The sequence below is a fragment of the Alteromonas sp. D210916BOD_24 genome, assembly GCF_047159385.1.
Lineage (GTDB): Bacteria > Pseudomonadota > Gammaproteobacteria > Enterobacterales > Alteromonadaceae > Alteromonas.
The window spans coordinates 3354491-3377424 of sequence record NZ_AP038333.1 but is presented as its reverse complement, the minus strand read 5'-3'; the positions used below and the strand labels follow the sequence as shown (position 1 = coordinate 3377424).

At 44.8% G+C, this 22934-nt stretch carries 25 protein-coding genes; 11 read left to right on the top strand and 14 right to left on the bottom strand.

What is annotated here, in order from left to right:
• Nucleotides 1-10 precede the first annotated feature (10 nt).
• The 6 genes from panB to ACMCM8_RS14635 all read right to left on the bottom strand — a co-directional run bounded on the left by panB (nt 11) and on the right by ACMCM8_RS14635 (nt 5228).
• Nucleotides 11-805: a 3-methyl-2-oxobutanoate hydroxymethyltransferase gene (panB, locus tag ACMCM8_RS14660; protein ID WP_412723333.1), complete on the bottom strand. Its 795-nt coding sequence runs from the start codon at nt 803-805 to the stop codon at nt 11-13.
• Nucleotides 806-877: 72 nt separating this feature from the next.
• Nucleotides 878-1375 carry a 2-amino-4-hydroxy-6-hydroxymethyldihydropteridine diphosphokinase gene (gene folK, locus ACMCM8_RS14655; protein WP_412723332.1) on the bottom strand — a complete coding sequence of 166 codons (498 nt, stop codon included), beginning with the start codon at nt 1373-1375 and terminating at the stop codon, nt 878-880.
• Complete coding sequence (pcnB, locus tag ACMCM8_RS14650; protein ID WP_412723331.1) at nt 1368-2681, bottom strand: polynucleotide adenylyltransferase PcnB; 1314 nt, start codon at nt 2679-2681, stop codon at nt 1368-1370. Before pcnB ends, folK begins: the two co-directional genes overlap by 8 nt.
• A 98-nt stretch (nt 2682-2779) precedes the next feature.
• On the bottom strand, nt 2780-3712 hold the full coding sequence (gene gluQRS, locus ACMCM8_RS14645; RefSeq protein WP_412723330.1) for a tRNA glutamyl-Q(34) synthetase GluQRS: 933 nt from the start codon (nt 3710-3712) through the stop codon (nt 2780-2782).
• A 73-nt stretch (nt 3713-3785) separates the two neighbouring features.
• Nucleotides 3786-4235 carry an RNA polymerase-binding protein DksA gene (dksA, locus tag ACMCM8_RS14640; protein WP_412723329.1) on the bottom strand — a complete coding sequence of 150 codons (450 nt, stop codon included), beginning with the start codon at nt 4233-4235 and terminating at the stop codon, nt 3786-3788.
• A gap of 222 nt (nt 4236-4457) precedes the next feature.
• Nucleotides 4458-5228 carry a DNA/RNA nuclease SfsA gene (locus tag ACMCM8_RS14635; RefSeq protein ID WP_412723328.1) on the bottom strand — a complete coding sequence of 257 codons (771 nt, stop codon included), beginning with the start codon at nt 5226-5228 and terminating at the stop codon, nt 4458-4460.
• 189 nt (nt 5229-5417) lie between these two features.
• Between ACMCM8_RS14635 and pepB the strand changes: the two genes are divergently transcribed.
• Nucleotides 5418-6701, top strand: a complete 1284-nt coding sequence (gene pepB, locus ACMCM8_RS14630) for an aminopeptidase PepB (RefSeq protein ID WP_412723327.1) — start codon at nt 5418-5420, stop codon at nt 6699-6701.
• A 101-nt stretch (nt 6702-6802) separates the two neighbouring features.
• On the opposite strand, the gene ACMCM8_RS14625 is transcribed toward pepB, so the two are convergent.
• Nucleotides 6803-6985: a MerR family transcriptional regulator gene (locus ACMCM8_RS14625; protein ID WP_412723326.1), complete on the bottom strand. Its 183-nt coding sequence runs from the start codon at nt 6983-6985 to the stop codon at nt 6803-6805.
• Nucleotides 6986-7278: 293 nt separating this feature from the next.
• On the opposite strand from ACMCM8_RS14625, the gene ACMCM8_RS14620 reads away from it, so the two are divergent.
• Both ACMCM8_RS14620 and ACMCM8_RS14615 read left to right on the top strand, forming a co-directional pair.
• A complete protein-coding gene (locus ACMCM8_RS14620; RefSeq protein WP_412723325.1) occupies nt 7279-7881 on the top strand; it encodes a YhgN family NAAT transporter in 603 nt (200 codons plus the stop codon).
• Entirely contained in the window at nt 7882-8460 is a 579-nt protein-coding gene (locus ACMCM8_RS14615; RefSeq protein ID WP_412723324.1) for a YjaG family protein, read from the top strand.
• A 64-nt stretch (nt 8461-8524) separates the two neighbouring features.
• Here ACMCM8_RS14615 and rsmD read toward each other — a convergent pair whose 3' ends face one another.
• Nucleotides 8525-9190, bottom strand: a complete 666-nt coding sequence (gene rsmD, locus ACMCM8_RS14610; RefSeq protein WP_412723323.1) for a 16S rRNA (guanine(966)-N(2))-methyltransferase RsmD — start codon at nt 9188-9190, stop codon at nt 8525-8527.
• Between the two features lie 66 nt (nt 9191-9256).
• Between rsmD and ftsY the strand changes: the two genes are divergently transcribed.
• From ftsY to ftsX, 3 genes are read left to right on the top strand one after another with little or no spacing between them, the layout of a single operon-like run.
• Nucleotides 9257-10888 carry a signal recognition particle-docking protein FtsY gene (ftsY, locus tag ACMCM8_RS14605; RefSeq protein WP_412723322.1) on the top strand — a complete coding sequence of 544 codons (1632 nt, stop codon included), beginning with the start codon at nt 9257-9259 and terminating at the stop codon, nt 10886-10888.
• 25 nt (nt 10889-10913) lie between these two features.
• Entirely contained in the window at nt 10914-11621 is a 708-nt protein-coding gene (ftsE, locus tag ACMCM8_RS14600) for a cell division ATP-binding protein FtsE (protein WP_412723321.1), read from the top strand.
• Entirely contained in the window at nt 11618-12598 is a 981-nt protein-coding gene (gene ftsX, locus ACMCM8_RS14595) for a permease-like cell division protein FtsX (RefSeq protein WP_412723320.1), read from the top strand. The genes ftsE and ftsX overlap by 4 nt, the downstream gene beginning before the upstream one ends.
• 68 nt (nt 12599-12666) lie before the next feature.
• On the opposite strand, the gene ACMCM8_RS14590 is transcribed toward ftsX, so the two are convergent.
• Complete coding sequence (locus ACMCM8_RS14590) at nt 12667-13902, bottom strand: EAL and HDOD domain-containing protein (protein ID WP_412723319.1); 1236 nt, start codon at nt 13900-13902, stop codon at nt 12667-12669.
• Between the two features lie 715 nt (nt 13903-14617).
• Here ACMCM8_RS14590 and rpoH point away from each other — a divergent pair.
• Nucleotides 14618-15472 carry an RNA polymerase sigma factor RpoH gene (rpoH, locus tag ACMCM8_RS14585; protein ID WP_412723318.1) on the top strand — a complete coding sequence of 285 codons (855 nt, stop codon included), beginning with the start codon at nt 14618-14620 and terminating at the stop codon, nt 15470-15472.
• Nucleotides 15473-15643: 171 nt separating this feature from the next.
• Nucleotides 15644-16825, top strand: a complete 1182-nt coding sequence (locus ACMCM8_RS14580) for an acyltransferase family protein (RefSeq protein WP_412723317.1) — start codon at nt 15644-15646, stop codon at nt 16823-16825.
• Nucleotides 16826-16873: 48 nt separating this feature from the next.
• Here ACMCM8_RS14580 and ACMCM8_RS14575 read toward each other — a convergent pair whose 3' ends face one another.
• The 3 genes from ACMCM8_RS14575 to pip form a co-directional block, all read right to left on the bottom strand.
• Complete coding sequence (locus ACMCM8_RS14575) at nt 16874-17788, bottom strand: YiiD C-terminal domain-containing protein (RefSeq protein WP_412723316.1); 915 nt, start codon at nt 17786-17788, stop codon at nt 16874-16876.
• Nucleotides 17789-17880: 92 nt separating this feature from the next.
• The gene (dtd, locus tag ACMCM8_RS14570) at nt 17881-18318 is read right to left on the bottom strand and encodes a D-aminoacyl-tRNA deacylase (protein ID WP_412723315.1); all 438 of its coding nucleotides are present in this window, start codon (nt 18316-18318) and stop codon (nt 17881-17883) included.
• On the bottom strand, nt 18315-19292 hold the full coding sequence (pip, locus tag ACMCM8_RS14565) for a prolyl aminopeptidase (RefSeq protein WP_412723314.1): 978 nt from the start codon (nt 19290-19292) through the stop codon (nt 18315-18317). Before pip ends, dtd begins: the two co-directional genes overlap by 4 nt.
• A 176-nt stretch (nt 19293-19468) precedes the next feature.
• Between pip and ACMCM8_RS14560 the strand changes: the two genes are divergently transcribed.
• Together ACMCM8_RS14560 and ACMCM8_RS14555 are read left to right on the top strand one after the other, a co-directional pair.
• Complete coding sequence (locus ACMCM8_RS14560) at nt 19469-19711, top strand: hypothetical protein (protein WP_412723313.1); 243 nt, start codon at nt 19469-19471, stop codon at nt 19709-19711.
• Nucleotides 19708-20346 carry a DUF2959 domain-containing protein gene (locus ACMCM8_RS14555; RefSeq protein ID WP_412723312.1) on the top strand — a complete coding sequence of 213 codons (639 nt, stop codon included), beginning with the start codon at nt 19708-19710 and terminating at the stop codon, nt 20344-20346. The genes ACMCM8_RS14560 and ACMCM8_RS14555 overlap by 4 nt, the downstream gene beginning before the upstream one ends.
• A 113-nt stretch (nt 20347-20459) precedes the next feature.
• Here ACMCM8_RS14555 and ACMCM8_RS14550 read toward each other — a convergent pair whose 3' ends face one another.
• Together ACMCM8_RS14550 and metF are read right to left on the bottom strand one after the other, a co-directional pair.
• Nucleotides 20460-21344, bottom strand: a complete 885-nt coding sequence (locus tag ACMCM8_RS14550; RefSeq protein ID WP_412723311.1) for a virulence factor BrkB family protein — start codon at nt 21342-21344, stop codon at nt 20460-20462.
• Nucleotides 21345-21540: 196 nt separating this feature from the next.
• Entirely contained in the window at nt 21541-22431 is an 891-nt protein-coding gene (gene metF, locus ACMCM8_RS14545; protein WP_412723310.1) for a methylenetetrahydrofolate reductase, read from the bottom strand.
• 161 nt (nt 22432-22592) lie between these two features.
• Between metF and metJ the strand changes: the two genes are divergently transcribed.
• Entirely contained in the window at nt 22593-22922 is a 330-nt protein-coding gene (gene metJ / locus ACMCM8_RS14540; RefSeq protein ID WP_412723309.1) for a met regulon transcriptional regulator MetJ, read from the top strand.
• Nucleotides 22923-22934: the final 12 nt, after the last annotated feature.

The window sequence follows — 22934 nt, the reverse complement described above, 5'->3', positions numbered from 1 at the left end:
TTTAACCTCTTTACTCGAAGCTGTGCTCTGGCGAAGGAAACTCACCGCTTTCGACTTCTTTAATATATTGCGCTACGGCTTTTCGCATGTCGCCAGTGTCAGTGAGGTAGTTCTTTGAAAATTTAGGCATGTAATTCGCGCTGATCCCAAACATATCATGCATCACCAAAATTTGGCCGTCAGTGTCTTTACCTGCGCCAATGCCGATAACAGGGATGGTCAGTGCTTCACTGACCGCTTTACCTAGCGACGAGGGTACACACTCTAAAACTAGCAACTGAATACCTGCCGCTTCGAGGGCTTTTGCTTCTTCCAGCAGTTTTTCAGCTTGGCTGGTTTCACGGCCTTGCACTTTGAAACCACCGAACACGTGAACAGATTGTGGAGTAAGACCGAGGTGGCCACACACAGGCACGCCTCTTTGGTTAAGACCCGAAATGGTTTCACATAACCAACTACCGCCTTCCATCTTCACCATACTTGCACCAGCGGCCATTAATTTCGCCGCGTTGAGGTAAGTTTGCTCAGGTGTGGCGTATGACATAAAAGGCATGTCGGCTACGACAAATGCGCGTTGAGTACCTTTGCGAACACTTCGCGTGTGATAGGCGATATCGTCTACGGATACAGGTAGGGTATCGTCCTCACCTTGCAACACCATGCCCAACGAGTCACCGATTAACAATGCATCAATACCTTGTTCATCAAACATTTTTGCGAAACTGGCATCGTATGCCGTTAACGAGGTAATCTTCTCACCGGCTTGCTTTTTCTTGAGCAAGCCTGAAACAGTAACTTTCTTCATGACATGATCCAGATAGTGTTAGGAAGTAGGAATCAATTATAGATTGAGTGGCGAACTATACGGATTTTACCGCTAATTGGAAGTGCGCAGACGACGAAGGCCATCAAGAGAACAATTGGCTACCCAGTGAGAAATGGGCTTACCGTCGTGCATGACCATATTGGGCGCGATTTCAAACAACGGCACCATTACAAATTCACGCTCTGCCATTCCGTAGTGCGGAACGATAAGATCGGCGGTATCAATCGATTCACTGCCGTACAACAGGATGTCTAAATCCAGCGTTCGGGGTCCCCAGCGTTCTCCCTTTCTCTCACGGCCTTCTTCTAGCTCGATGCGCTGCAACTGTTTTAACAGGCTGTGCGGCTTTAAACTGGTCTCGATAAGGCATACCCCGTTAATGTAGTCGGGTTGTTCCTGTGGACCCATGGGTTTACTTGAATACAGCGAAGACGTTTTCAGTACCCGTGTATCGTCTATTTTCCCAATCGCTTCAAACGCATTTCGGGCTTTTTCAATGCTGTTGCCTAAATTGCTGCCAACGCCAATGTAAACGTGCTCTTTATGCATCGGAGTCTCTCTTCACTGGGCGACGTTTACGCTTTTTCGGTGCGCCGCTTCCTTCGGTGCGACGAAGCGCATTTAGCATACCTTTTTGCTTGCCATTATCAGCGTGTTGGAAGTGAGTCCACCACTGAGCAAGTTCGAGTAAATCACCACCTTCAATTTGCCCTCTGGCCAACAGGAAATCGTAACCAGCTCTGAATTTGGGGTGAGTTAACAATTGAAATGCTCTGCGGCCAAAACGCTTTGGTAAGCGCTGTTGTAAGATCCAGATATCGCGAATCACAGTAGAGAAGCGTTTGGGGATCATAATGCGCTGGGTTTGTCTTGCTATCACGTCCCCTGCTGCAATATTAAACGCATCGTGGGCGTTGAGGCCTGACTCGGTCTGTAAGCGTTGTGATTGCTCTTCTAACGGATACCACAATAACGCGGCATACAAAAATGCAGGCGTTACCCGTTGATTGCTGTTTATACGCTCATCAGTATTGCTCAATACCCGACGAACGAATTGCATTTCGCGACTATTTTCATCTTTTAAAAATGGCGCAAGTTGAGGAAACAGCGGTTCAATTAAGCCGTATTCGTGCAATGCGAGAAACGTTTCTTCACCCTTACCGGATAAAAACAGTTTAAGGGTTTCTTCAAATAGCCTTGCCGGGGGAATATTTTGGAGCAAATTGGCCAGGGCTTTAATGGGCGCCGCAGTGTGCTTTTCAATCCGCATCGAAAGTTTAACCGCAAAGCGCACGGCGCGTAGCATGCGCACAGGATCTTCGCGATAACGGGTTTCAGGATCGCCAATCAGTGCTACTTCGCGCTTCTCGATGGCTTCAAGGCCGTTGGCGAAATCTTTAACAGTAAAGTCAGCGACGCTGTAGTACATGGCATTGAAGGTAAAATCGCGACGCTCGGCATCTTCTTCTATGGTGCCAAAAACATTGTCGCGAACTAGCTGCCCATGGGCATCGCGTTTGGCAATGGCCTTACCTTTTGGCAGTTCTTCGTCTTCATCGGTTTCCTGATGATGCCCGCGAAAAGTGGCCACTTCGATAATTTCACGGCCAAATACAATATGCGCCAGACGAAAACGACGTCCAATAAGACGACAGTTTTTAAATAAGCCTTTAATTTGCTCAGGGGTGGCATTGGTGACAACATCGAAGTCTTTCGGTTCATGCCCCATCAAAATATCGCGTACGCAGCCTCCTACTAAGTAGGACTCAAAGCCTGCTCCATTAAGGCGATACATTACTTTTAATGCATTCGCACTAATGTCTTCACGAGAAATACCGTGCTCGCCTCGAGTCATGACTCTTGGCGTTAAAGCGTTAGGTGACGAACTCTCTTTTGAAAAAGCGCGCTTAACAGATTTAAAAACACGATGAATGATGGTGGTATCTCCGCAAACTATAAAGGTTGGCTATAATAAGTGGATTCATGCTGAGGAACAATGATTTCGGGCGTTTTCACTACTATTTTCCTATTCCAAACAGAAATAGCAGCATTGAGTAATGATTGCACAGTATCGAATTCGGATGCCTGAGGGAAAGAAAAACCTAAAAACCGCATAGCCCGAACCAGGTTTTCGCGGGCGTGCTCATTGTTAATGGGAGTCGCGTGGTTTTGCTTGCTGAGTTTTCTTCCCGGTGCAATGGCTGCGACAGGTACGTGGCCATAGGCTGGCGGGGGAAAATCGAGTGCGTGATAGACGGCCCGCTGCAGTGGCGTGACATCAATTAAATCGCATCCTCGGATAATATGCGTCACCTGTTGAAAAACATCGTCCAGCACGACCACTAAATTATAAGAAAACAGCCCATCACGTCGCTTGAGTACCACATCTTCGGCCATAGCGGATGCCCCATTGTGGACTGAAAGTGGCGGCTGAATATGTCCCATGATGAGGTCATCAAAGGCTTCAAGTGGCGTATCTACTTTGAGTCTGACCGCGGTATTTGGCGTATTAGCCTCAATATTTTGATGGCGACAATGACCGTTATAACTACCACCCATTGCCTTAATCTGCTTGCGGGTACAGGTACACAAATAGGCTTTTTGTTGTGCAATAAGTCGATCTATTACCTGTTGATAGCGGTGGTGTTGCTGGCTTTGATACATGACATCACCGTCCCAAAGCAGGCCGTGGGTTTCCAACGTATGCAGAATGGATTTGTCGACGCCATCAATGCAGCGAGGCTCATCAATGTCTTCTATCCGAACTAGCCACTTTCCACCGTGAGACCTGGCATCGAGAAAGCTGGCGACGGCAGTGACTAACGAACCGAAGTGAAGTTGACCGGAAGGAGAGGGAGCAAAGCGCCCTACATAGTCTTTATGCATAGAAAAGTAATAATAAAAAGCCCCATCTATATGGGATGAGGCTTTCTAATTCAACCTATACGGAATTAACTCATTAACCCTGAAGTTGTTTTTCTTTGATTTCAGCCATGGTCTTGCAGTCGATACACAAATCGGCTGTTGGACGTGCTTCTAAGCGGCGAATACCAATCTCGATACCACACTGATCGCAGAAGCCAAAATCGTCTTCTTCAATGCGCTTAAGCGTTTTTTCAATTTTCTTTATTAGCTTGCGCTCGCGGTCACGGGTACGCAACTCTAAGCTGAACTCTTCTTCTTGCGCTGCGCGATCCACAGGGTCAGGGAAGTTTGCTGCTTCGTCCTTCATGTGAGTCACGGTGCGATCAACTTCTTCGCGAAGTTGGTTACGCCACGCTTTAAGCAACAGGCGGAAGTGCTCCATCTGGGGGTCACCCATGTACTCTTCATTTGCCTTTGGCTCGTACGGCTGTAAACCAGCCAGTGCTAATAGTCCTAGGGATTTTGTTTCTTTTCCTGTTGGCATGTGCCACATCTCCTACACTACGACATCCATCTTATCCTGATTCGACCGATATCTATATCAGACTCGACTACATCAGGCAAACGATCGTGTCTATGTAATTATTATGCTGGTGTATTACTTTTTTGTATTTAGCCCACTGGCTACCAGCAAACGCATTAGTGCGTTCTCCCACTAAAACAAGGCGCAAATATGAAGGTGAAATGAAAAAAATCAACCCCTTTTTTACAAAAACACAGGGAGTGTTTGATTTAATAGGATTTTTTGTTCGTCAATTGTACAACCCGCGGCCATGATGGACACACCTGCGTCAGCGGCAGTCTTTACGCTTTCGGCATAGGTAGGATCAATATGGGACGCCACTTGTACACTTTTAATTCCCGTGTGTTGGACGCAGAACATCAAGGTGGTGTGTATACCGCTTTGCGCCAATCTGGCGAGTTCTAAACAATGTTTTGCTCCTCGCTGAGTCACTGCATCCGGGAAATAGCCCTGACTGTCTTGAGCCAGTGTGACTGACTTCACTTCCATATAATGCGTTTCTGAACCACCGCCTATTTGCTGACCATCAGCAAGGTCACAGTTCGAATTCAACGCTACATCGCGGTTTTGTGCGTCATGGAACAGCGCGAAGTCGAATCGGCTGTTTGCCGTGGGGGGAGTAACCTCAGCTTTCCAACCCTTAATATGAGAAAATTCGCTGAGTACCTTGTTATCCAGTGCCTCTGCCACCAACTTATTAGCATTGTGAGTATTAATTCCGATAAAATCACCGCTAAAAGTTTGAGCGAGTTCCCATGTGTATTTGAGTTTTCGTTTTGGATTAGTAGACTCACTTAAGTACACGGTGAAGCCTGGTTCAGCGCACCCTGTCATGGCGCCTGTGTTAGGGCAATGGGCGGTGACAAGGGTTCCGTCGTCAAGTTCAATATCGGCGAGGAAGCGCTTATAGCGTTTAATTAGAGTACCGCGTAGTAAAGGGGGGTGAAATGTCATTATTCGCCTTTTGTGACTGAGCTACGTCGTAGAAGACTAAGAAAAAGTTAATACCGATTATTTTTAGCGCCGCGTATTTTTAATGTATAGCGCTTAGATATCAACACAAGAGTAACAGACAAACCCACGAGCGCAACTGGCGCTTGTTAACGGCACAAGTTAACTATTAAGCATAAGGATTACCACGCAATGGCAGAATTTACTATCCGCCTTTCCAAAGACAATGCGCAACCTGTTTGGGGAGAAAACGCAAAGCTCTCTTTTACAGAATCTGGCGCCGTTATTCACTTGCCTGAAGAGGGGCTTAACGAGCGTTTGATTCAACAGGCTGCGCGTAAACTCGATGGACTTAGCCTTCCCGAAGTTTCTCTTATAGGAGAATGGCACAAAGAACAGCAATGGGCATTTGCATTGAGTTTCACCCGTGCACGCAATCCTGCCTCGATTAAATGGGCAGAGACGCAAGATAAAGCCACTTTAGAGCAAGAATATGCAGCCTTGTTGTTCACGCGCCAACTAGTCAATGAGACACCTGAAGATCTCAGTCCTGAAACACTGGCAACCAGAGCCGCACAATGGTTGAAGTCATTAGGGGGAGATAAGGTTTCTTTTAGTATGACAGTGGGTGAAGCGCTTAAAGAACAGGGTTGGATTGGTATTTACAACGTAGGTCGCGGAAGTGAACGTCCACCAGCCATGTTAGTACTTGACTATAACCCTACTGGCGACGTTAATGCCGCTGTAGATGCAGTGCTTGTGGGTAAGGGCATCACATTTGACAGTGGTGGTTACAGCATTAAATCCAGCGAAGGTATGCTGGATATGAAATGTGATATGGGCGGCGCAGCAACAGTCACTGGCGCACTTGGCCTTGCTATTTCACAGGGTATTGAAAAGCGCATTCAACTTATTTTGTGCTGTGCCGAAAACTTAATAAGTGGTCATGCCTATAAACTGGGTGATGTACTGACGTATAAAAATGGCGTAACAGTCGAAGTGGTAAATACTGATGCCGAAGGCCGCTTGGTTCTTGCTGATGGCTTGATGGCAGCAACCCAAACCGGAGCTCCGTTAATTATTGATGCCGCCACATTGACCGGCGCCGCGGTGGTTGCGCTAGGCTCAGATTATCACGGTGTCTTCTCTCTTGATGACAGTGCAAGTGCGCAAATGCTACAAGCAGCTAAAGCTGAGAACGAACGTTTCTGGCCATTGCCATTAGAAGCGTTTCATGCAGAGCGCTGCCCTTCTGCCTTTGCTGATACTGCGAATAGTCGCCCCATGAAAGGTGGCGGTGGCGGCGGTGCATCGAATGCAGCGGGTTTTTTGTCGCGTTTCGTAAAACCGCAAGGGTGGGTACATTTAGATTTGGCGGCGGCGTATCACGGTAGTGCGAGTGCTGAAATGCCGGTCGGCGCGACGGCTAAAGGTATTCGTTCTATTGCGCGTATGCTCAAAGACTATCAGGCGTAAAATTCACCTCAATAAAAAAGCACACCATCCTATGAGGGTGTGCTTTTAATCTAAAATTGGTGTGATCCGTGGGCGAGTTATTCAACTACGCCCGCAGTTGGCTAGATTCCGCCAAGGCGTTCAGCAAGCTGCTTGTATCGATCTACGTCGGCACTGTCAAAAAGCGGGTTGCCATCTGTATCTTTTTCTTTCGACACCAAAAGGCTTTCACGCTCCAAGCGCTCTACTCTAACTTCCTGTACGCCAAGGTAAGCCGCTACTTCTTTTACTGTCATCAAACTCATTGTTTTTTCCATTGGTTGGTATTGGTTGTTTTTATAGTCAAACTAACGTTAAACAAAATTGCTAGTAATTACCATTACAACAAAAGTATTTCCGTTAAGACATTATCCAAAAGGTGTAGATAGTTATGTTTATGATGTCTTTTTAGTAAAGCGCAAAATTTTTATTTTTCGAATATTTTTTTCCCTCATCCCGAGATAGGTGTTTTTAACCGTTGTCGCTTAGTTTACTATTGCGCGTTTAAACGGGTGGCTTCACCTGTACCCAATTACGTTTAAATCCGGAGAAAACGACAATGGATACTTGGTCTGCCGCGATCATGCTTTTTTTGATCATGGATCCTCTAGGCAACCTACCGGTTTTTATGTCGGTATTAAAGTCGATTGAGCCTAAACGCCGCCAGATTATTTTAATAAGGGAGCTACTCTTTGCTCTGGCCATTTTGTTTCTCTTTTTATTCAGTGGACAATCGGTTTTAAATTTTCTCAATGTCGAACAAGAAACCGTGAGTATTGCGGGCGGTATCATTTTATTTTTAATCGCGTTAAAAATGATATTTCCATCATCGGGCAATCCCAGTGGTCTTGCGGTGGGGGAAGAGCCCTTCTTAGTTCCACTGGCTATACCCATGATTGCGGGTCCATCAACGCTAGCCGCACTTATCCTGTTGGCAAACCAAGCGCCAGATAGAATGATGGATTGGTCTATTGCCCTTGCGGCCTCTTGGTTTATTAGCGCGGTTATCCTAATGTTTTCCAATGTATTTCACAAAATACTCGGCGAACGAGGTTTGGTTGCGATGGAACGACTAATGGGTATGATCTTGGTGATGATTGCCATTCAAATGTTACTTGATGGTGTAACCAAATACTTTGTCCAGGCTACCGGAGCACTGTAAATGGCAAAACAAAAATTGAATACTTTTGGACGAGTGCGAGCGCTTGAAGGTTGGAAAGCAGTGGCGTTTGGAGGCGCATTGCTTGAGCGCATGTTACCCAACTATGCATTGTTTTGTGAAGTAGCCGATACAGGCGATGCGCCTGCACTTAGAAATTGTTTAAATTTGGTTTGGGAAAATCTGAAATCGCCTAAAAGCAAATTCAACCTTGCTGTTCAGTTAGAAAAGGTTGAGCTGGCAACACCCGACACCAGTGAATTCGACAACTATGGCGTATACCCGGCTATTGATGCCGCTATTGGTTTGGCGGGATTACTTAATTTAATGGCAGGCGATGATCCACAAGGCGCGGTTGTCATCAGTAAACTTTCCCAAGGCAGTGTAGAAGCGTATTTACTGGCAAGTGATGAAGCCACAGATGAGACGGTTAAAGATCATCCGCTGATGGCGTTTGAAGTTGAAGTGCAAAATGAGTTACTTGATTATGTGGAACAGGCCAAGTACCCGGCTAAAGCTGCAGATGAAATGAAAGCATTGGCGCTGGAAGCAGGTATTTCCAATATTGGTCTGGAACTTTAAGTTAAGTGAACTGACGCATGGTAAAGGCGCCATTTAAGTTGGCTTTTCACATTGTTGATAGCGTTTACTCTACAGCAATAAGCATGTAACACAGGGCGCTGGTGCGTTTTTCTTTTATTATCTGCCAGCTTTCAGGCAATGCGGGGGTTGCAAGCTCACTCTCGTGCTCAAGATAGATAACACTTCCTTTGTCCACCAAGTGGAACTTTTCAAGTGCTGCTATGGTGGGGGCGACAAGCTCTCTGGCGAAGGGCGGATCGACGAAAACGATATCAAACACATTACCTGATAACTCTTTAAGTCGTGTCAGGGCATCGCCTGAATGTACTCGCGCGGTTTGAGTAGCGCCCACTAAGGAGAGATTGTTTTTGAGCTGCTCACAAGCCGCTTTATCCAGTTCAATAAAATCACAGTGGCTGGCATATCGAGACAAAGCTTCTATTCCCAGTCCGCCAGAGCCGGCAAATACATCCAGACATCGAGCGTCATTAATGTAAGGCATAAGCCAGTTAAACAGGGTTTCTTTGTTTCTATCAGTGGTGGGTCTAAGGCCATCTGCGTTTAGTACAGGTAATTTTCTACCACGCCATTGACCTCCTATGACCCTGATTTGCCCATTGTTATTTGTACCGTGGGTATTGGCATTTTTAGAGGAATGGCGTTTTTTTGCAGAAGATGGCCCTCGAGAAGGGCGAGAAACTCGCTTCATAGTAGCTGACAATGGTATCATGCGTTCATACAATAGGCGGCAAGTGTAGCCGAATTTGCATAGAATTTATAAGGATTTGTCCTAACAATGTCGAAACTTTTTGGCTGGTTCAGCAAGAACAAGAAAGCAGAGAAGCAAAAAGCGCAACAGGCGCAGGAACAAGCGCCTGAAAATGAGGGGCCTCAATCTCATGATTCTAAAGTGGCAGAGGTCACCGAAACATCTCAAGTCTCAACGCCTGTAGATGCGCGTCATCCAAGTGCGCAGGTAAGTGGCTCAGAGGCCAGCGATGCTGTATCGGCAACTGACGGTAACGCGAAAGTACACCAATCTATCCAGCAGTCAGCCCAAGATGCTGACGTTGAGCAATCAGAAGCGCCACTGAACTTCAACGACGAGACGGGTGTTAAAAAAGCAATAAGTGAAGGCCATTCGCGTGAGAAAAGCGAAGACAATGCACCCACTGAGCTGGACGCCACTACTTCTAATTCGATAGAAGCAGAACTCATCGCTGAAGAAACGGTAGCTAAAAAGCTTGAAGACGCTGGAGAAATGGCACCATTGGCTGCAGAGCCAGAGCCAGAGCCAGAGCCAGAGCCAGAGCCAGAGCCAGAGCCAGAGCCAGAGCCAGAGCCAGAGCCAGAGCCAGAGCCAGAGCCAGAGCCAGAGCCAGAGCCAGAGCCAGAGCCAGAGCCAGAGCCAGAGCCAGAGCCAGAGCCAGAGCCAGAGCCAGAGCCAGAGCCAGAGCCAGAGCCAGAGCCCAAAGAGAAAAAATCTCTATTCGCACGATTGAAAGAAAGCCTGTCGCGTACCAAAGAAAATCTAGGCAGCGGGATCGTCAGCTTATTTAAGGGTAAAGCCATTGACGATGAGCTTTACGAAGATCTAGAGACACAACTCTTAGTGGCTGATGTGGGCATGGATACCACACAAAAAATCATCAACCATCTTACCGAGAGTGCATCGCGTAAAGACTTAAAAGATGCCGAGGCCTTGCTGGATATCCTCAAGCAACAAATGGCTGACATGCTAGAAAAAGTAAATCAGCCCTTACCTGATGTGATGAAAGCGCACGATCCTGCCAATGGACCGTTTGTCATTTTAATGGTTGGCGTAAATGGAGTGGGTAAAACCACCACCATAGGTAAATTAGCCAAACAGTTTCAGCAGCAAGGTAAGAAAGTTATGCTGGCAGCAGGTGATACATTCCGCGCTGCCGCAGTAGAGCAGCTGCAAGTGTGGGGTGAACGCAATAACATTCCTGTTATCGCTCAACACACCGGTGCCGACAGCGCATCAGTTTTGTATGATGCTTTAGAGGCGGCCAAATCAAGAGGCACTGATATCTTGATTGCGGATACAGCTGGACGTTTGCAGAACAAAAACAACTTGATGGAAGAGCTCAAGAAAGTCGTGCGCGTGATGAAAAAGCTTAATCCTTCAGCGCCTCACGAAGTGATGTTGACGTTAGATGCTGGGACCGGTCAAAACGCGGTCAGCCAAGCCAAGCTCTTCAACGAGGCTGTAGGACTGACTGGTATAACCCTCACTAAGTTAGACGGTACTGCGAAGGGCGGCGTGATATTCTCTATTGCCGATCAGTTTGGTATTCCGATAAGGTATATAGGCGTGGGCGAAAGCATTGATGATTTACGTCAGTTTAATGGCCAGGAATTTATCGATGCCTTGTTTAGTGAATTGGAATCCACCCAAAGCTAACCCAGAAAGGCGGTAGGGACGAAAAATGATAAAGTTTGAGCAGGTAAGCAAAACCTATCCCGGTGGGCAGCGAGCGTTAAGCAAGGTGAATTTTCACATTGCGCCGGGCGAAATGGCATTTTTAACCGGCCATTCAGGTGCAGGAAAAAGTACACTGCTCAAGCTGATTAGCATTATGGAGCGCCCAACAGTGGGGCGAGTGCTCATTAACGGCCACGATCTCAACAGTATTACCCGCCGCGATATCGCCTATATTCGCCGTGACATTGGGATGATTTTCCAGAGTCACCAGTTGTTGATGGATAAGACGGTTTTCGACAATGTTGCCTTACCACTGGTAATCGAAGGATACACCCATAAAGAAATTCGCAAGCGGGTTGAAGCTGCACTGGAAATGGTCGGGCTTCGCGACAAAACCCGCTGCTTGCCCATTACGTTGTCAGGAGGCGAGCAGCAACGGGTTGGTATTGCCCGTGCCGTAGTCAACAAGCCCCCCTTGTTGTTAGCTGATGAGCCCACCGGTAACTTAGATCCTAAGTTGTCCATGGAAATTATCCGTTTATTTGAAGACTTTAATCAGGCTGGTGTGTCGGTGCTTATTGCCACCCATGATTTGGGGTTGATTGCACGTATGCGATATCGCACCTTAACCTTAAAAAATGGTCAAATGATTACCGACGGGCTCACCGATGATTTAGGGGCCAACGCCCAACAGCGAGGTGAGTTCTCGTGAGTATTCTGTTTAAAGGCCGTGCCCAAGGCGCCTCTTCTTCTAAAGTTGGGTTTATCCAATCCGTATTAATGTTTTTCGTCAGTCACATTCGTCAGGCTTTATCGAGCCTGGGCGAGTTATGGCGACAACCCGTGGCATCTGCAATGACTATTGGGGTGCTGGGGTTAAGTATTACGTTGCCCAGCACGCTATATATCATGGTGAAAAATACCGAAAAAATTACTGCAGGGTGGGATCAAGCCTCCGAAATATCACTCTTTCTCAAACCGTCTGTTAATGCTACAGGTTCCCAGCAGCTGGTGGCGCGGTTAAACACGTGGAGTGAAATTGACACTGTGGTCTATATTCCAGCAGACGATGCACTCAAAGAGTTTCAACACCTTTCAGGATTAGGGGATGCCATTGCCTATCTGGAGAAAAACCCCCTGCCTGATGTGGTTCTTGTGACGCCATCTGAGAAACACGCCTCTCCTACCGCAGCGCAAGCCTTACTAGACAAATTACGTCAACAGCGTGAAGTGGATATTGGTAAATTGGATATTGAATGGTTAGAGCGTTTATATGCCCTGATTGATATTGCCAGCGATTTAGTCACGCTGATTGGTCTTCTGCTTTTTATTGCCGTGGTGCTTATTATCGGCAATACCATACGCTTAAACATTTTAAACAAATACGATGAAATAGTGGTCATGAAGCTGGTAGGGGCTACAGATGCCTTTATCCACCGCCCTTTTCTTTATACTGGTTTTTGGTATGGCCTGCTTGGTGGGCTGATGGCGTGGTTTGCGGTGATTATAATACTCTGGTGGATGGACAGCAGTATTACGACGTTCGCGTCAATGTATCAAAAAGAGTTCAATATTACTGGTTTAACGGGCTCTGCTTTGCTCACCATGTTGGGGCTATCTATCCTGTTAGGGCTACTTGGATCGCTGATTTCGGTGCAGCGCCATGTGCGTCAGATTGAACCCAAGTAGGTTGTTAGCACGCCGTTATACGTTATGACTACAACGTTGTCGCGGTGGCGCCATAACAATATAAGTAATTAGGCAATGGCGCGAGGGTAATGGGATGAGATAGTACTGCGTACTCCGTTACCCCACACAATAGCTTGGTTATAAAGCACGTGTAGTTGTTTCTGATCGATATTGAGTAACTTGGCTTGCTTAATTACCGTCATCCACAAGGCGCTTTCAAACGCTCTGACAAGAGAAAGGTAGCTGTTCATTTCTGGGTTTTTACCCAATAAGGCGTCGTTGACCTCATCAGATAAGGGAAGTTGCTTGAGAATATCCGGCATGGATTGATCCAGCAGCGCTTCCAGCAACGAAAATAACCCGACTAAAAATGCTATTGGTGGATCGCTCTTAATGCCCCGTTGCTCACATAGCAAATCAAAGAACTTGGCGCGCACTAAAGACATATGAATAATTTCAAGTGGCTTTTCATCACCTAAGCTGGTTAAGCTCAACAGGGCAATAAATTTCTTAATTTCCACCTCGCCCATGTAATTTAGCGCGTGGCGCAGCGAAGTGATTTTGTAACGTTTGTTTATTGTTGGGTTATTGATGAATTTGAACAGCAAAAAGCTCAGGGTGGCGTCACGCTCAATAATCTGACTGATCTTCACAATATCAAAATCAGCACTGGCACTTGCACCCATCAATTCGACAACATTCATTTTTGACGTGGGGAGTTGTCTTAAAATCCGCGCTTCTGGCTGGGAGAAAAAATAGCCTTGGAACAGATCGAAGCCTAAATCAATACACGTGGAAAAATTGTCCTGGGTGTTAACCTGTTCAGCCACCAATTTCACGTTGGCGTCGTGATACTGAGGAATTTGCTTTTCTATGTTTTCAAAACGCGCTTTCGTGACATCTACTTTAACAATGTCGATGAGGGGAAAAATGTCATGTTTTAAACCCACCATCATTGGATCGTCAATGGCAAGTTTAAAACCTAATTGTTTGATGTGTTGGCAAGCTTGAAACAATGCACTGGTATTGTCTGCAGGATCGGCGAGTTCTACGACTACCGAATCAGGATTTAAGGTAGTGGGAAAACGAGAAATCAGTGTGTCAGAGGAAAACGTGATAAACGACGTTTTTTCGCCGCTAATATCATCAAGACCAAGTGGGTGAAAGTGCTTAGAGATAAAGCGTGCCTTCTCTTCACTATGTTCGGGGTAAGCACCGCTTTTGCCATCTCTGAAAAGCAGTTCATAGGCAAAAACGCTTTTGTCTTTGTCTAAAATCGGTTGGCGCGCGATAAAAGCGAACATAGTTCAATCCTGATCTAACAAGGGAGAGACTGTGCTCCCCATACCGGTACAACACTATGCTTTACAAAATTGAAATGCATCAGTGGTATGTTCATACGGTAGCTAAATAATAGCGCTACTGTATGATATGTAAACGCAATTTAACAATTATTCTTGTGCATTAAAACAACATAATAGGGGGAGCGCTATTTCACCAGCGCCATTTTATCTATTTTGTTACGTTTATCACAGCCAAATCCCCTGTTTTATCCTTTTTACTTAAAGCGCACTTTGGTCTATCTTGGTTTGTGAGGGACTCGCTGCGTAATTGACATCTTTTGATTGACGATGGCTTTTGTAACTGTGCAACTTTTTAGATTATTTCAATCTAAAATTTTTGGTTTTCTTCGTGGTTGCACAGGTATAGTGTAAGTGTATGAATGCCATTATGTATAAAGCAGAGCAAGCGCGTGGTAGAAACTGGCTTAGTACGTTTAAATTCATATCGGTGAGACAAGTGGTAATCTGAGTTTACTGGTTTGCGTATAATGCGGAGACAATGGAATATACAAGCATTAACGTTGTCAGAAAAAATGAACTTTTTTTCTCAATTCAGGTCTTGATATTGTATAGATAATCCCTATACCTACACATCGGTTAGACTTTATATCTTAATTAGGTCTCGCGCAGCTTCGGTTACTTTGATAGTATGAAGCGGCAATTAATGAGGTGAATAATGAGCAACAATTTGCAATCTATGGCCCTGTCAGTGCCACACAGCGGTAGCATTGAAGGCTACATTCAAGCTGTAAGCAGCATTGATATGCTTAGCGCTGAGGAAGAGCGCGAGTTGGCAGTGCGCCTTCGCGAAGACGAAGACTTACAAGCCGCTCGAAAGCTAGTAATGTCGCACCTTCGTTTTGTTGTGCACATTGCAAAGTCTTATTCGGGATATGGCTTGCCACAAGCTGACTTAATTCAAGAAGGTAATATTGGTTTGATGAAGGCCGTTAAACGCTTTGACCCTACAGTGGGTGTGCGTTTGGTTTCTTTCGCGGTGCATTGGATCAAAGCTGAAATTCACGAGTTTGTACTTAAAAACTGGCGTATTGTTAAGGTCGCTACGACAAAAGCTCAGCGTAAACTGTTTTTCAATTTGCGCAAGGCGAAAAAGCGCCTAGGCTGGTTTACTCATGATGAAGTACAAACGGTCGCTAACGAGCTTGGTGTAAGTACCAAAGAAGTACTGCAAATGGAAGCCCGTATGAGTAGTCAGGATCAGGCATTTGACCTGACCGCTGACGAGGACGAAACCGGCAACTTTGCGCCAGTGCAATATTTAGAAGATAAGTCTTCTGATGTTGAAGCTGACGTCATTAATAATGACTGGGATACTGCGGCCAGCAAGCGTTTGTATTCTGCGATAAAAACGCTAGACGAACGCAGTCAAGATATTATTGAAACCCGTTGGTTGGCAGACAATAAAATTACGCTTCAGGATCTTGCTGATAAATATCAGGTGTCTGCAGAGCGTGTCCGTCAAATTGAAAAAAATGCGATGAAGAAATTACAGGCAGCCATGGTAGCGTAACTAGTTCTTACGCACTAGCTGGATAAAAACCGAGAGGTATATTGCTTCTCGGTTTTTTTATGCTCTAATATAAATGCTTATTCTGGGATCATCCACGAATATAACAGGTGTTTTATCTCTCAAAGATGAGACTGTTACAAGGACTTAATTATAGAAAGTTAGGGGCGTAGTGTGGAATCTCTGTTTGGCTTTTTTATTTCACTCGTCTCTTTTTTAGCTTGCCTTCTGTGTGCGGCACTAATTGGAAGAACCCAATATTTCTCTTTTTTATCTGAAAGACATAGCCGGTTTGGGTGTATTGATGGTATTCGAGGGTTTCTAGCGCTATCTGTTTTCTTTCACCACTTCATTATTTCTTACTATTGGAAAATTAACGGTGTGTGGAAACGCCCACCTGAGGATCTGTTTCAAAATTTAGGTAAAGTTGGAGTGGTTATCTTTTTTATGATCACTGGCTTTCTATTTTTTTCAAGAATTGTTAATCGAAGTAAATCAATAGATTGGATCCAGCTTTATAAATCAAGAATTTTTAGAATCTATCCACTATATGTTTTTGTTTTAATACTCATATCACTTACTGTGTTCATTAGTTCAGGCTTTAACCTTAATGTTCCTCCCGAAAGGTTAGTTAAAGAATACGTTAAGTGGGCGCTATTTTTAGGAAGAACTATCAACGACTTTCCTGAAACAAAGCAAATTATTGCTGGTGTGGATTGGACGTTGAAATATGAGTGGTTGTTCTACTTGTCATTACCAATGATTTTCTTAGTTCAAAAATTTTGGGGTAAATTGGGACTGGTAGCTTTGGCGCTTTCAACGTTATATTTATTTTTATACCCGATTCAATTCCCATACATATCGTCTACTTTTTTTATTTATTTCACCATAGGGGCATTAATTTCTCAATTAGCTACTAGGCTGGAAGATCTGATTAAAAAGCAATGGTTGATAGTATCAATACTAAGTTTTTTACTCGTTTTAATGACTTTAAGTTATCCCAATACTTTGGATTTATTTCATATTCTTATGATATCAGTATTGTTTCTTTTTGTTGCTGCAGGGAATAATCTTTTCACTATTTTGTCATCAAGAGCAGCTCTAGTATTAGGCGAAATTAGCTACAGCATCTATTTGACGCATGGGATACTTTTATACTGGGCCTTTTGTGATGGAAGCGGCATTACAATTAATCATCTTTCAATTAAAGAATACGCTCTATTTATGCCGATATTTTCAATCGTTGTTATCTTATTTTCGACGTTAACTTTCTTTCTTATTGAAAAACCTGGTATTGAAGCAGGAAAAAAATGGAATCTGTTTTTAAAGACTAAAGCTTCAAAAATGGCAACCTGATCAATCTTTGTCTCTTTCATTAAAACTTTCGGTTCAAAATAGGCTAGCTTATTCCTCTTCGTCCTTAGAACAAGGAAGTACCCAAAAGACGCCGTCGAACTCGGCGACAGGGCTGTCGCCATCTAATATGGCTACACTGAGCTCAAAGCGTGCTTTATGACCCCGTTCTAACGATTTAAACTTACCTGACAAGGTTTCGATATTACAGATAGCACGGGGTTTCATTGTTATGGGCTTGTGATAATGAATATCGCCATCACCCAATACAATATCCCCATCTAGGCCGCGCTCTTTAAGCTGTAAATAGATCATGCCCCAACCGGTCAGTGTCGCTAATGAGAAAATACTTCCCGCGAACATGGTGCCGTGTATATTGATGTTTTTATTAAGCGACGCGCGTGTTTCAAGGGTACGCCCAGTATATTGATAAAGCTTAATACCCATGTGCTCTGTAATGGGAATGGTCTCACTCCAGGTTTGTTGGAGTGATTTACACCATTTGGGGTGCAGTATCAGAGTATTGTTGTCGGAAAACTTTTTTACCATTTGCTGGCGCTTTAACATGCCCAGTTCGTTGGGGGCTTCCCGCTCAATTTCGAAGCCGCAGGCACTGAAGAAATCGATGGATATCTCGCGACTGTTGGTCACTGCTCGAACTGCACCCATGTCCTTTGCCACGTTTTCAAGGGCAGCCATCATCATTTGACCGAGGCCTTTACGGTGATGGTCAGGGTGAACGGCAATATGCCGTATTTGGGCTTCCTCTGCGTTATTTAAATGTACTCGACCACAGGCAACAATGTCTCCATCGCGATTAGTAATAACGCGGTGTTCCGAAACTTGCTCGTATTCGTCCTTTTCAGAGCCTGGAGGGTAATTCCACGGCTGGCGCAAATGCTCCCAACGAAAGTGGTAGTACGCATCTAACTCGGCATCGCTCTTTGGCGTGACAACCTTATACACAATAAACCGACCTTTTTAAAAACGTGAAAGGGTATTTAAACGTAACCGCGTAATTGGCACAAGTTTAAATTCGTGAGTGAAATGATAACTACTTAAACATGAAAGTGAAATGTGACAGGACCATCGTTGACAAGCCCTACTTGCATATCTGCGCCAAATTCTCCTGTGGCGACGTTCATACCTTTGTGTTTTAACGTTTCAATGAACTGGCTATAAATGGCCTTGCCATGCGCTGGGGTAGCACCTCGGGAAAATCCTGGGCGGTTGCCTTTTTGTGTATCTGCGACCAGTGTAAACTGGGATACCACCAGAATTTCGCCGTCAATCTGGCTTATATCTAGATTCATTTTACCCTGATCGTCGTTAAACATGCGATAGCGACATAGTTTATTGGTCAGCTTCTCAATTTGGGTGTCGCCGTCTTCTTTTTCCACACCCAAAAGTACCACCATACCTTTGCCAATTTGTCCGACAATGTTACCTGATACAGCGACATGTGCCTCTGTTACCCGTTGAATAAGCCCTATCACTTCTTTGACTCCTGAAGAAAACGCGACATATCGCGAGTCGCGCGACATAACGCATAGCCGATGCTGGGCTCTGAGGTGCTGTGACCCGCATCGGGGATGATTTGCAATTGACTGTAAGGCCATGCTTTGTGCAGTGCCTCAGCCGCTCCGGTTTTGCAAATCATATCGTAGCGACCATGAATAATTGTGCCGGGAATATGAAGGATTTTATCTATATTTTCAAGGATATAGTTTTCTTCTAAAAAACAGTTATTCGATAGGAAATGACACTCTAGCGTCGCTAAACTGGTGACCAGTGGCATAGGATAGTGAGATGTCGAGTCGCCCACTCCGGGTGGCAAAGTGATACGTGAAAGTCGTTCTTCCCATTGGTACCAACGTTTTAACGCAGCATGACGCAGCACGTCGTTATTAGATTGCAGTGCAGAATTGTAGAATTGACAAATACCCTTGGTGGATAAGGGGCTCGGGATGTCTTTAGTAAACTTACGGTAATATTCAGGAAACAGCTGCGCCGCGCAACCATTCGGCGATAAGAACCAGTCTCGGTCTTCCTGACGAGCCAAAAATACACCCCGTAAAATCAGTCCGGTTACATGATTGGTGTATTTAAGGGAGTAGAGTAGGGCCAATGTTGACCCCCAAGAGCCGCCAAAAAGTAAAAAAGAACCAATACCCAGATGATTGCGTAACGTATCGATATCGTCCACATTAATCCAGGTTTCATTGTGGGAAGTGTTAGCAAAAGGAGTGGAGCGACCACATCCTCGTTGTTCATATCCCACTATGCGGTATTTGTTGCTGTCAAAAAAGCATTTGTAATTGGGCGGCAGTCCCGCACCAGGTCCACCGTGAATAAATAAAACAGGGATGCCATTGGGGTTGCCACTTTGTTCGAAGTAAAGTGAGTGCCCACTTCCTACATCTACAAATCCATTTTCATAGCAGGTTACATCGGGGTAAAGTCGTTTCATTTTGTTTCTGCGCGTTGTGTGAGTGCCTGTTTTGGTTTAATTTATCGTTATTAAGACGTACGCGTGCTATTCGCATTTACTCATTCTAAAGCCAACATTGGCGTAAAGAAGACGATAGAACAAGCATTTTGCGTAGTAGCTAATCATATTATAGTCATAATTGCGAGGATGTTTATATGGCAGGTCAAGGATCCGGTGGCAACGTTATCGCCGCTATCTGTAACTTCTTTATTCCTGGTTTGGGACATTTGGTTCAAGGCCGAATTTTAGGTGCATTGTTTTATTTCGTCACCGTAGGTGTGTGTTATGCCCTAGCGGCCACGGTGGTACTGGCTATTGTATTTTGGCCATTGGGCGCCATATTACACCTTCTAAGTATTATAAGTGCAGCGCGCTTTAGAGGTGGAGATACAGTATGAAAATAATCGCATCAGCTTTCATAGCGATGCTCGCCCTAACTGGATGTCAGTCTGCATATTATGCAGCTTGGGAGAAAGTGGGCGTCGAAAAACGAGATATACTCGTTGATCGCGTTGAGAACGCTAAAGAATCGCAGGAAGAAGCACAAGAGCAGTTTAGTTCAGCACTGGAAGCATTTAGTGCAGCGGTAGCGTTTGATGGTGGTGAGTTGGAAGCGGTCTATGACCGTTTAAATGGCCAGTTTGAAGACAGCGTAGCCGCTGCTGACAATGTTACTGCGCGAATAGATAAAGTAGAAGCGGTGGCTGAAGCTTTATTCGAAGAGTGGCAAGAAGAACTTGAGAAGTATCAAAATGCATCTCTTAAACGTGATAGTGCTGCTAAATTACGTGAGACTCAACGTCGCTATACGTCGTTAATGAAAGCAATGCGCAAAGCGGAAAGTAAAATGCCGCCTGTACTCAACGCGTTGCAAGACAATGTGCTTTACCTTAAGCACAACTTAAACGCCAGCGCGATTGGCGCGCTTCAAGGTGAGTTGTCTACCATCGAAAATAACGTGGCGCAATTAATACGGCAAATGAACTCAGCCATTGCTGAGTCTGATGCATTTATTGCTTCAATGAAGAACTAATCCTGCTGAATGTGAAAGCGAAGGTGGGGACTCACGTTGTTTTCACAAAAGCAAAAATTAGCGGCAAAAAAGGGGAACTCAAGTTCCCCTTTTTAGTGCATAGCAGTAGTCACTTATTCTTCAGGTACTTTTCTCGGTTCGTGTTCTGCTTTGCGATTCTCAAATGCCTCGCCCAGGCTACATGTAAATTCTGCGCCAAATAATACAATCATCCAAGACAGATAAACCCATAAGAACAGAATGGGTACCACTGCGAGCGCACCATAAATAAGTTCATATGAAGGGAAATTTGTCACATAAATAGCGAACCCTGATTTAGTCATTTCAAACGCTATGGTGGCGACTACTGCACCGGCAAAAGCGTGACGTGCATAGACACGTCTATTTGGAACCACCATGTACAAAATGGCGAACGCTAACATGGCTGCGCCACTTGGCACCAGACTAAGCAGAAAGGTACCTAATCCGGGCGTATATTCTTCTGTAAAGGCGGCTAGGCCTGTCAGGTAAGAACTGACAATAACACTCGAGCCAATCAACAGTGGTCCTAATGTGATGACCATCCAATAAATGGCAAAGGTGTATACCACCGGCCTGTCACTTTGGGTGCGCCAAATGCGATTCAGTGTTTTGTCTATGTTGGAAATGAGCAATAGTGCAACGACTAACAAAGACAAAATCCCAATAGCACTCATTTCTGATGCATTGCCCACAAAGTCAGTTAAGTATTTGTGCACTACATCACTGGCAGTGGGAACAAAATTGCTGAAAACAAAATGCTCTAATTTACTTCTGACAGAGGCAAAAGCTGGAAATGCCGACATTATGGTGAAGGTCACCATAATAAAGGGCACCAGTGAAAGCAGTGTGACGTATGCTAAATGACCAGCAGAAATAGTGATATTGTCTTCTTTACAGCGCTGAATAAAAATACTGAAAAGATTCTTCATCTGGGGGACAAAATTATCAAATACGGTTTTAACCTTGTCTAAATCCACATATCTCTCCTGATGGTGCTCATGACGTAACAAGCTGACTGGCGAAAAGTTCAATTTCTAAAATGGTAACTGGGGCAGCGCGTTGTAGCAAAATTTTTGTGTAAAAATACGTGAAGTGACAGTAAAACTGACGATTACACCGTTTTATATCCAGTGTAATCGTCAGATTTCGATAACAGAATGTAAGTGCAGTGTGTTATTTGGTGTTGCCACGTACGCCAAGCATATGGCAAATAGCATAACTCAGTTCACTTCGGTTTAGGGTGTAAAAGTGAAAATGTTTAACCCCTTCTTTTGCCAATACTTTAACCTGATCCATAGCAATGTTAGCACCAATCAGGTTTCGAGTAGCTTGATCATCTTCATCCAGGCCATCGAACATTTTATGAAGCCAGCCTGGCACGTGGACATTGGTAAAGCCCGCAAACTTCACCAAGGTCTGATAGTTAGTAACAGGTAAAATACCGGGCACTAAATCTAAATCTACACCGGCTGCAGCGGCGCGATCTCTAAAGCGCAAAAACACACTGGTATCGAAAAAGAACTGTGAAATAGCTTCCGTTGCGCCAGCTTCTGCTTTGCGTTTTAAGTTCAACAAGTCAAACTGCGCGTTAGGGGCTTCTGGATGTTTTTCAGGGTAAGCTGCTACGGAAATGTCGAAGTCTGCGACATCTTTTAATAAGGCAACTAGATCAGACGCATACATTTCGGTTTTATCTACACCTGGGGGTAAATCACCGCGAAGTGCTACGATTCGTCGAATGCCTGAGTCCCAATAATCCTGTGCAATTTGCTTTAACTCTTCACGGCTAGCATCAACGCAGGTTAGGTGAGGAACGGCAGCAACCCCGGTTTGTTGTTGGATGCGCTTTACTACATCATGAGTTCTATCTCGCTCACCACTATTAGCGCCATAGGTTACCGACATATAACTGGGCTTGAGAGGGGCTAACCGCTCCACCGATTTCCACAAGGTGTTTTCCATGGCTTGTGTTTTAGGAGGAAAAAACTCAAAAGATACATCAATATCTCTCAACTCAGAGAGAGATTGATTGAGAGCATCGATACCTTGCGCATACGAAACCATGGTGTTTTCTCTTAAAATAGTGAACTTATAGACGTTTAGACGTCTAAATTAAATAATATATGTCTAGACGTCAAGAGGTTTACACTGCTCAATTGACCTTTTCGTGAACTTGTTTAGAATTTCTCTTCATAACATAAATAAGAGTAGACCGAGTAAGTACAATGGCAGAATGGAACGGTAAATATATTCACCCTTACGCAGAGCACGGTAAAAAGAGCGAACAGGTTAAGAAAGTCACTGTTTCTATACCCATCAATGTGCTAAAAGCATTAACCGACGAACGCACTCGTCGTCAAATCAACAATTTGCGTCACGCCACTAATTCAGAGTTATTGTGCGAAGCATTTTTGCATGCTTTCACAGGCCAGCCGCTACCCAATGATGATGACTTGCGCAAGGACAATCCCAATCGGGTTCCTGCTGAAGCTCGTCGTATTATGGAAGAAATGGGTATTGACCCCAGTTTTGAAAATGACGTAAACGAAGACTAAACAAGTACAGAA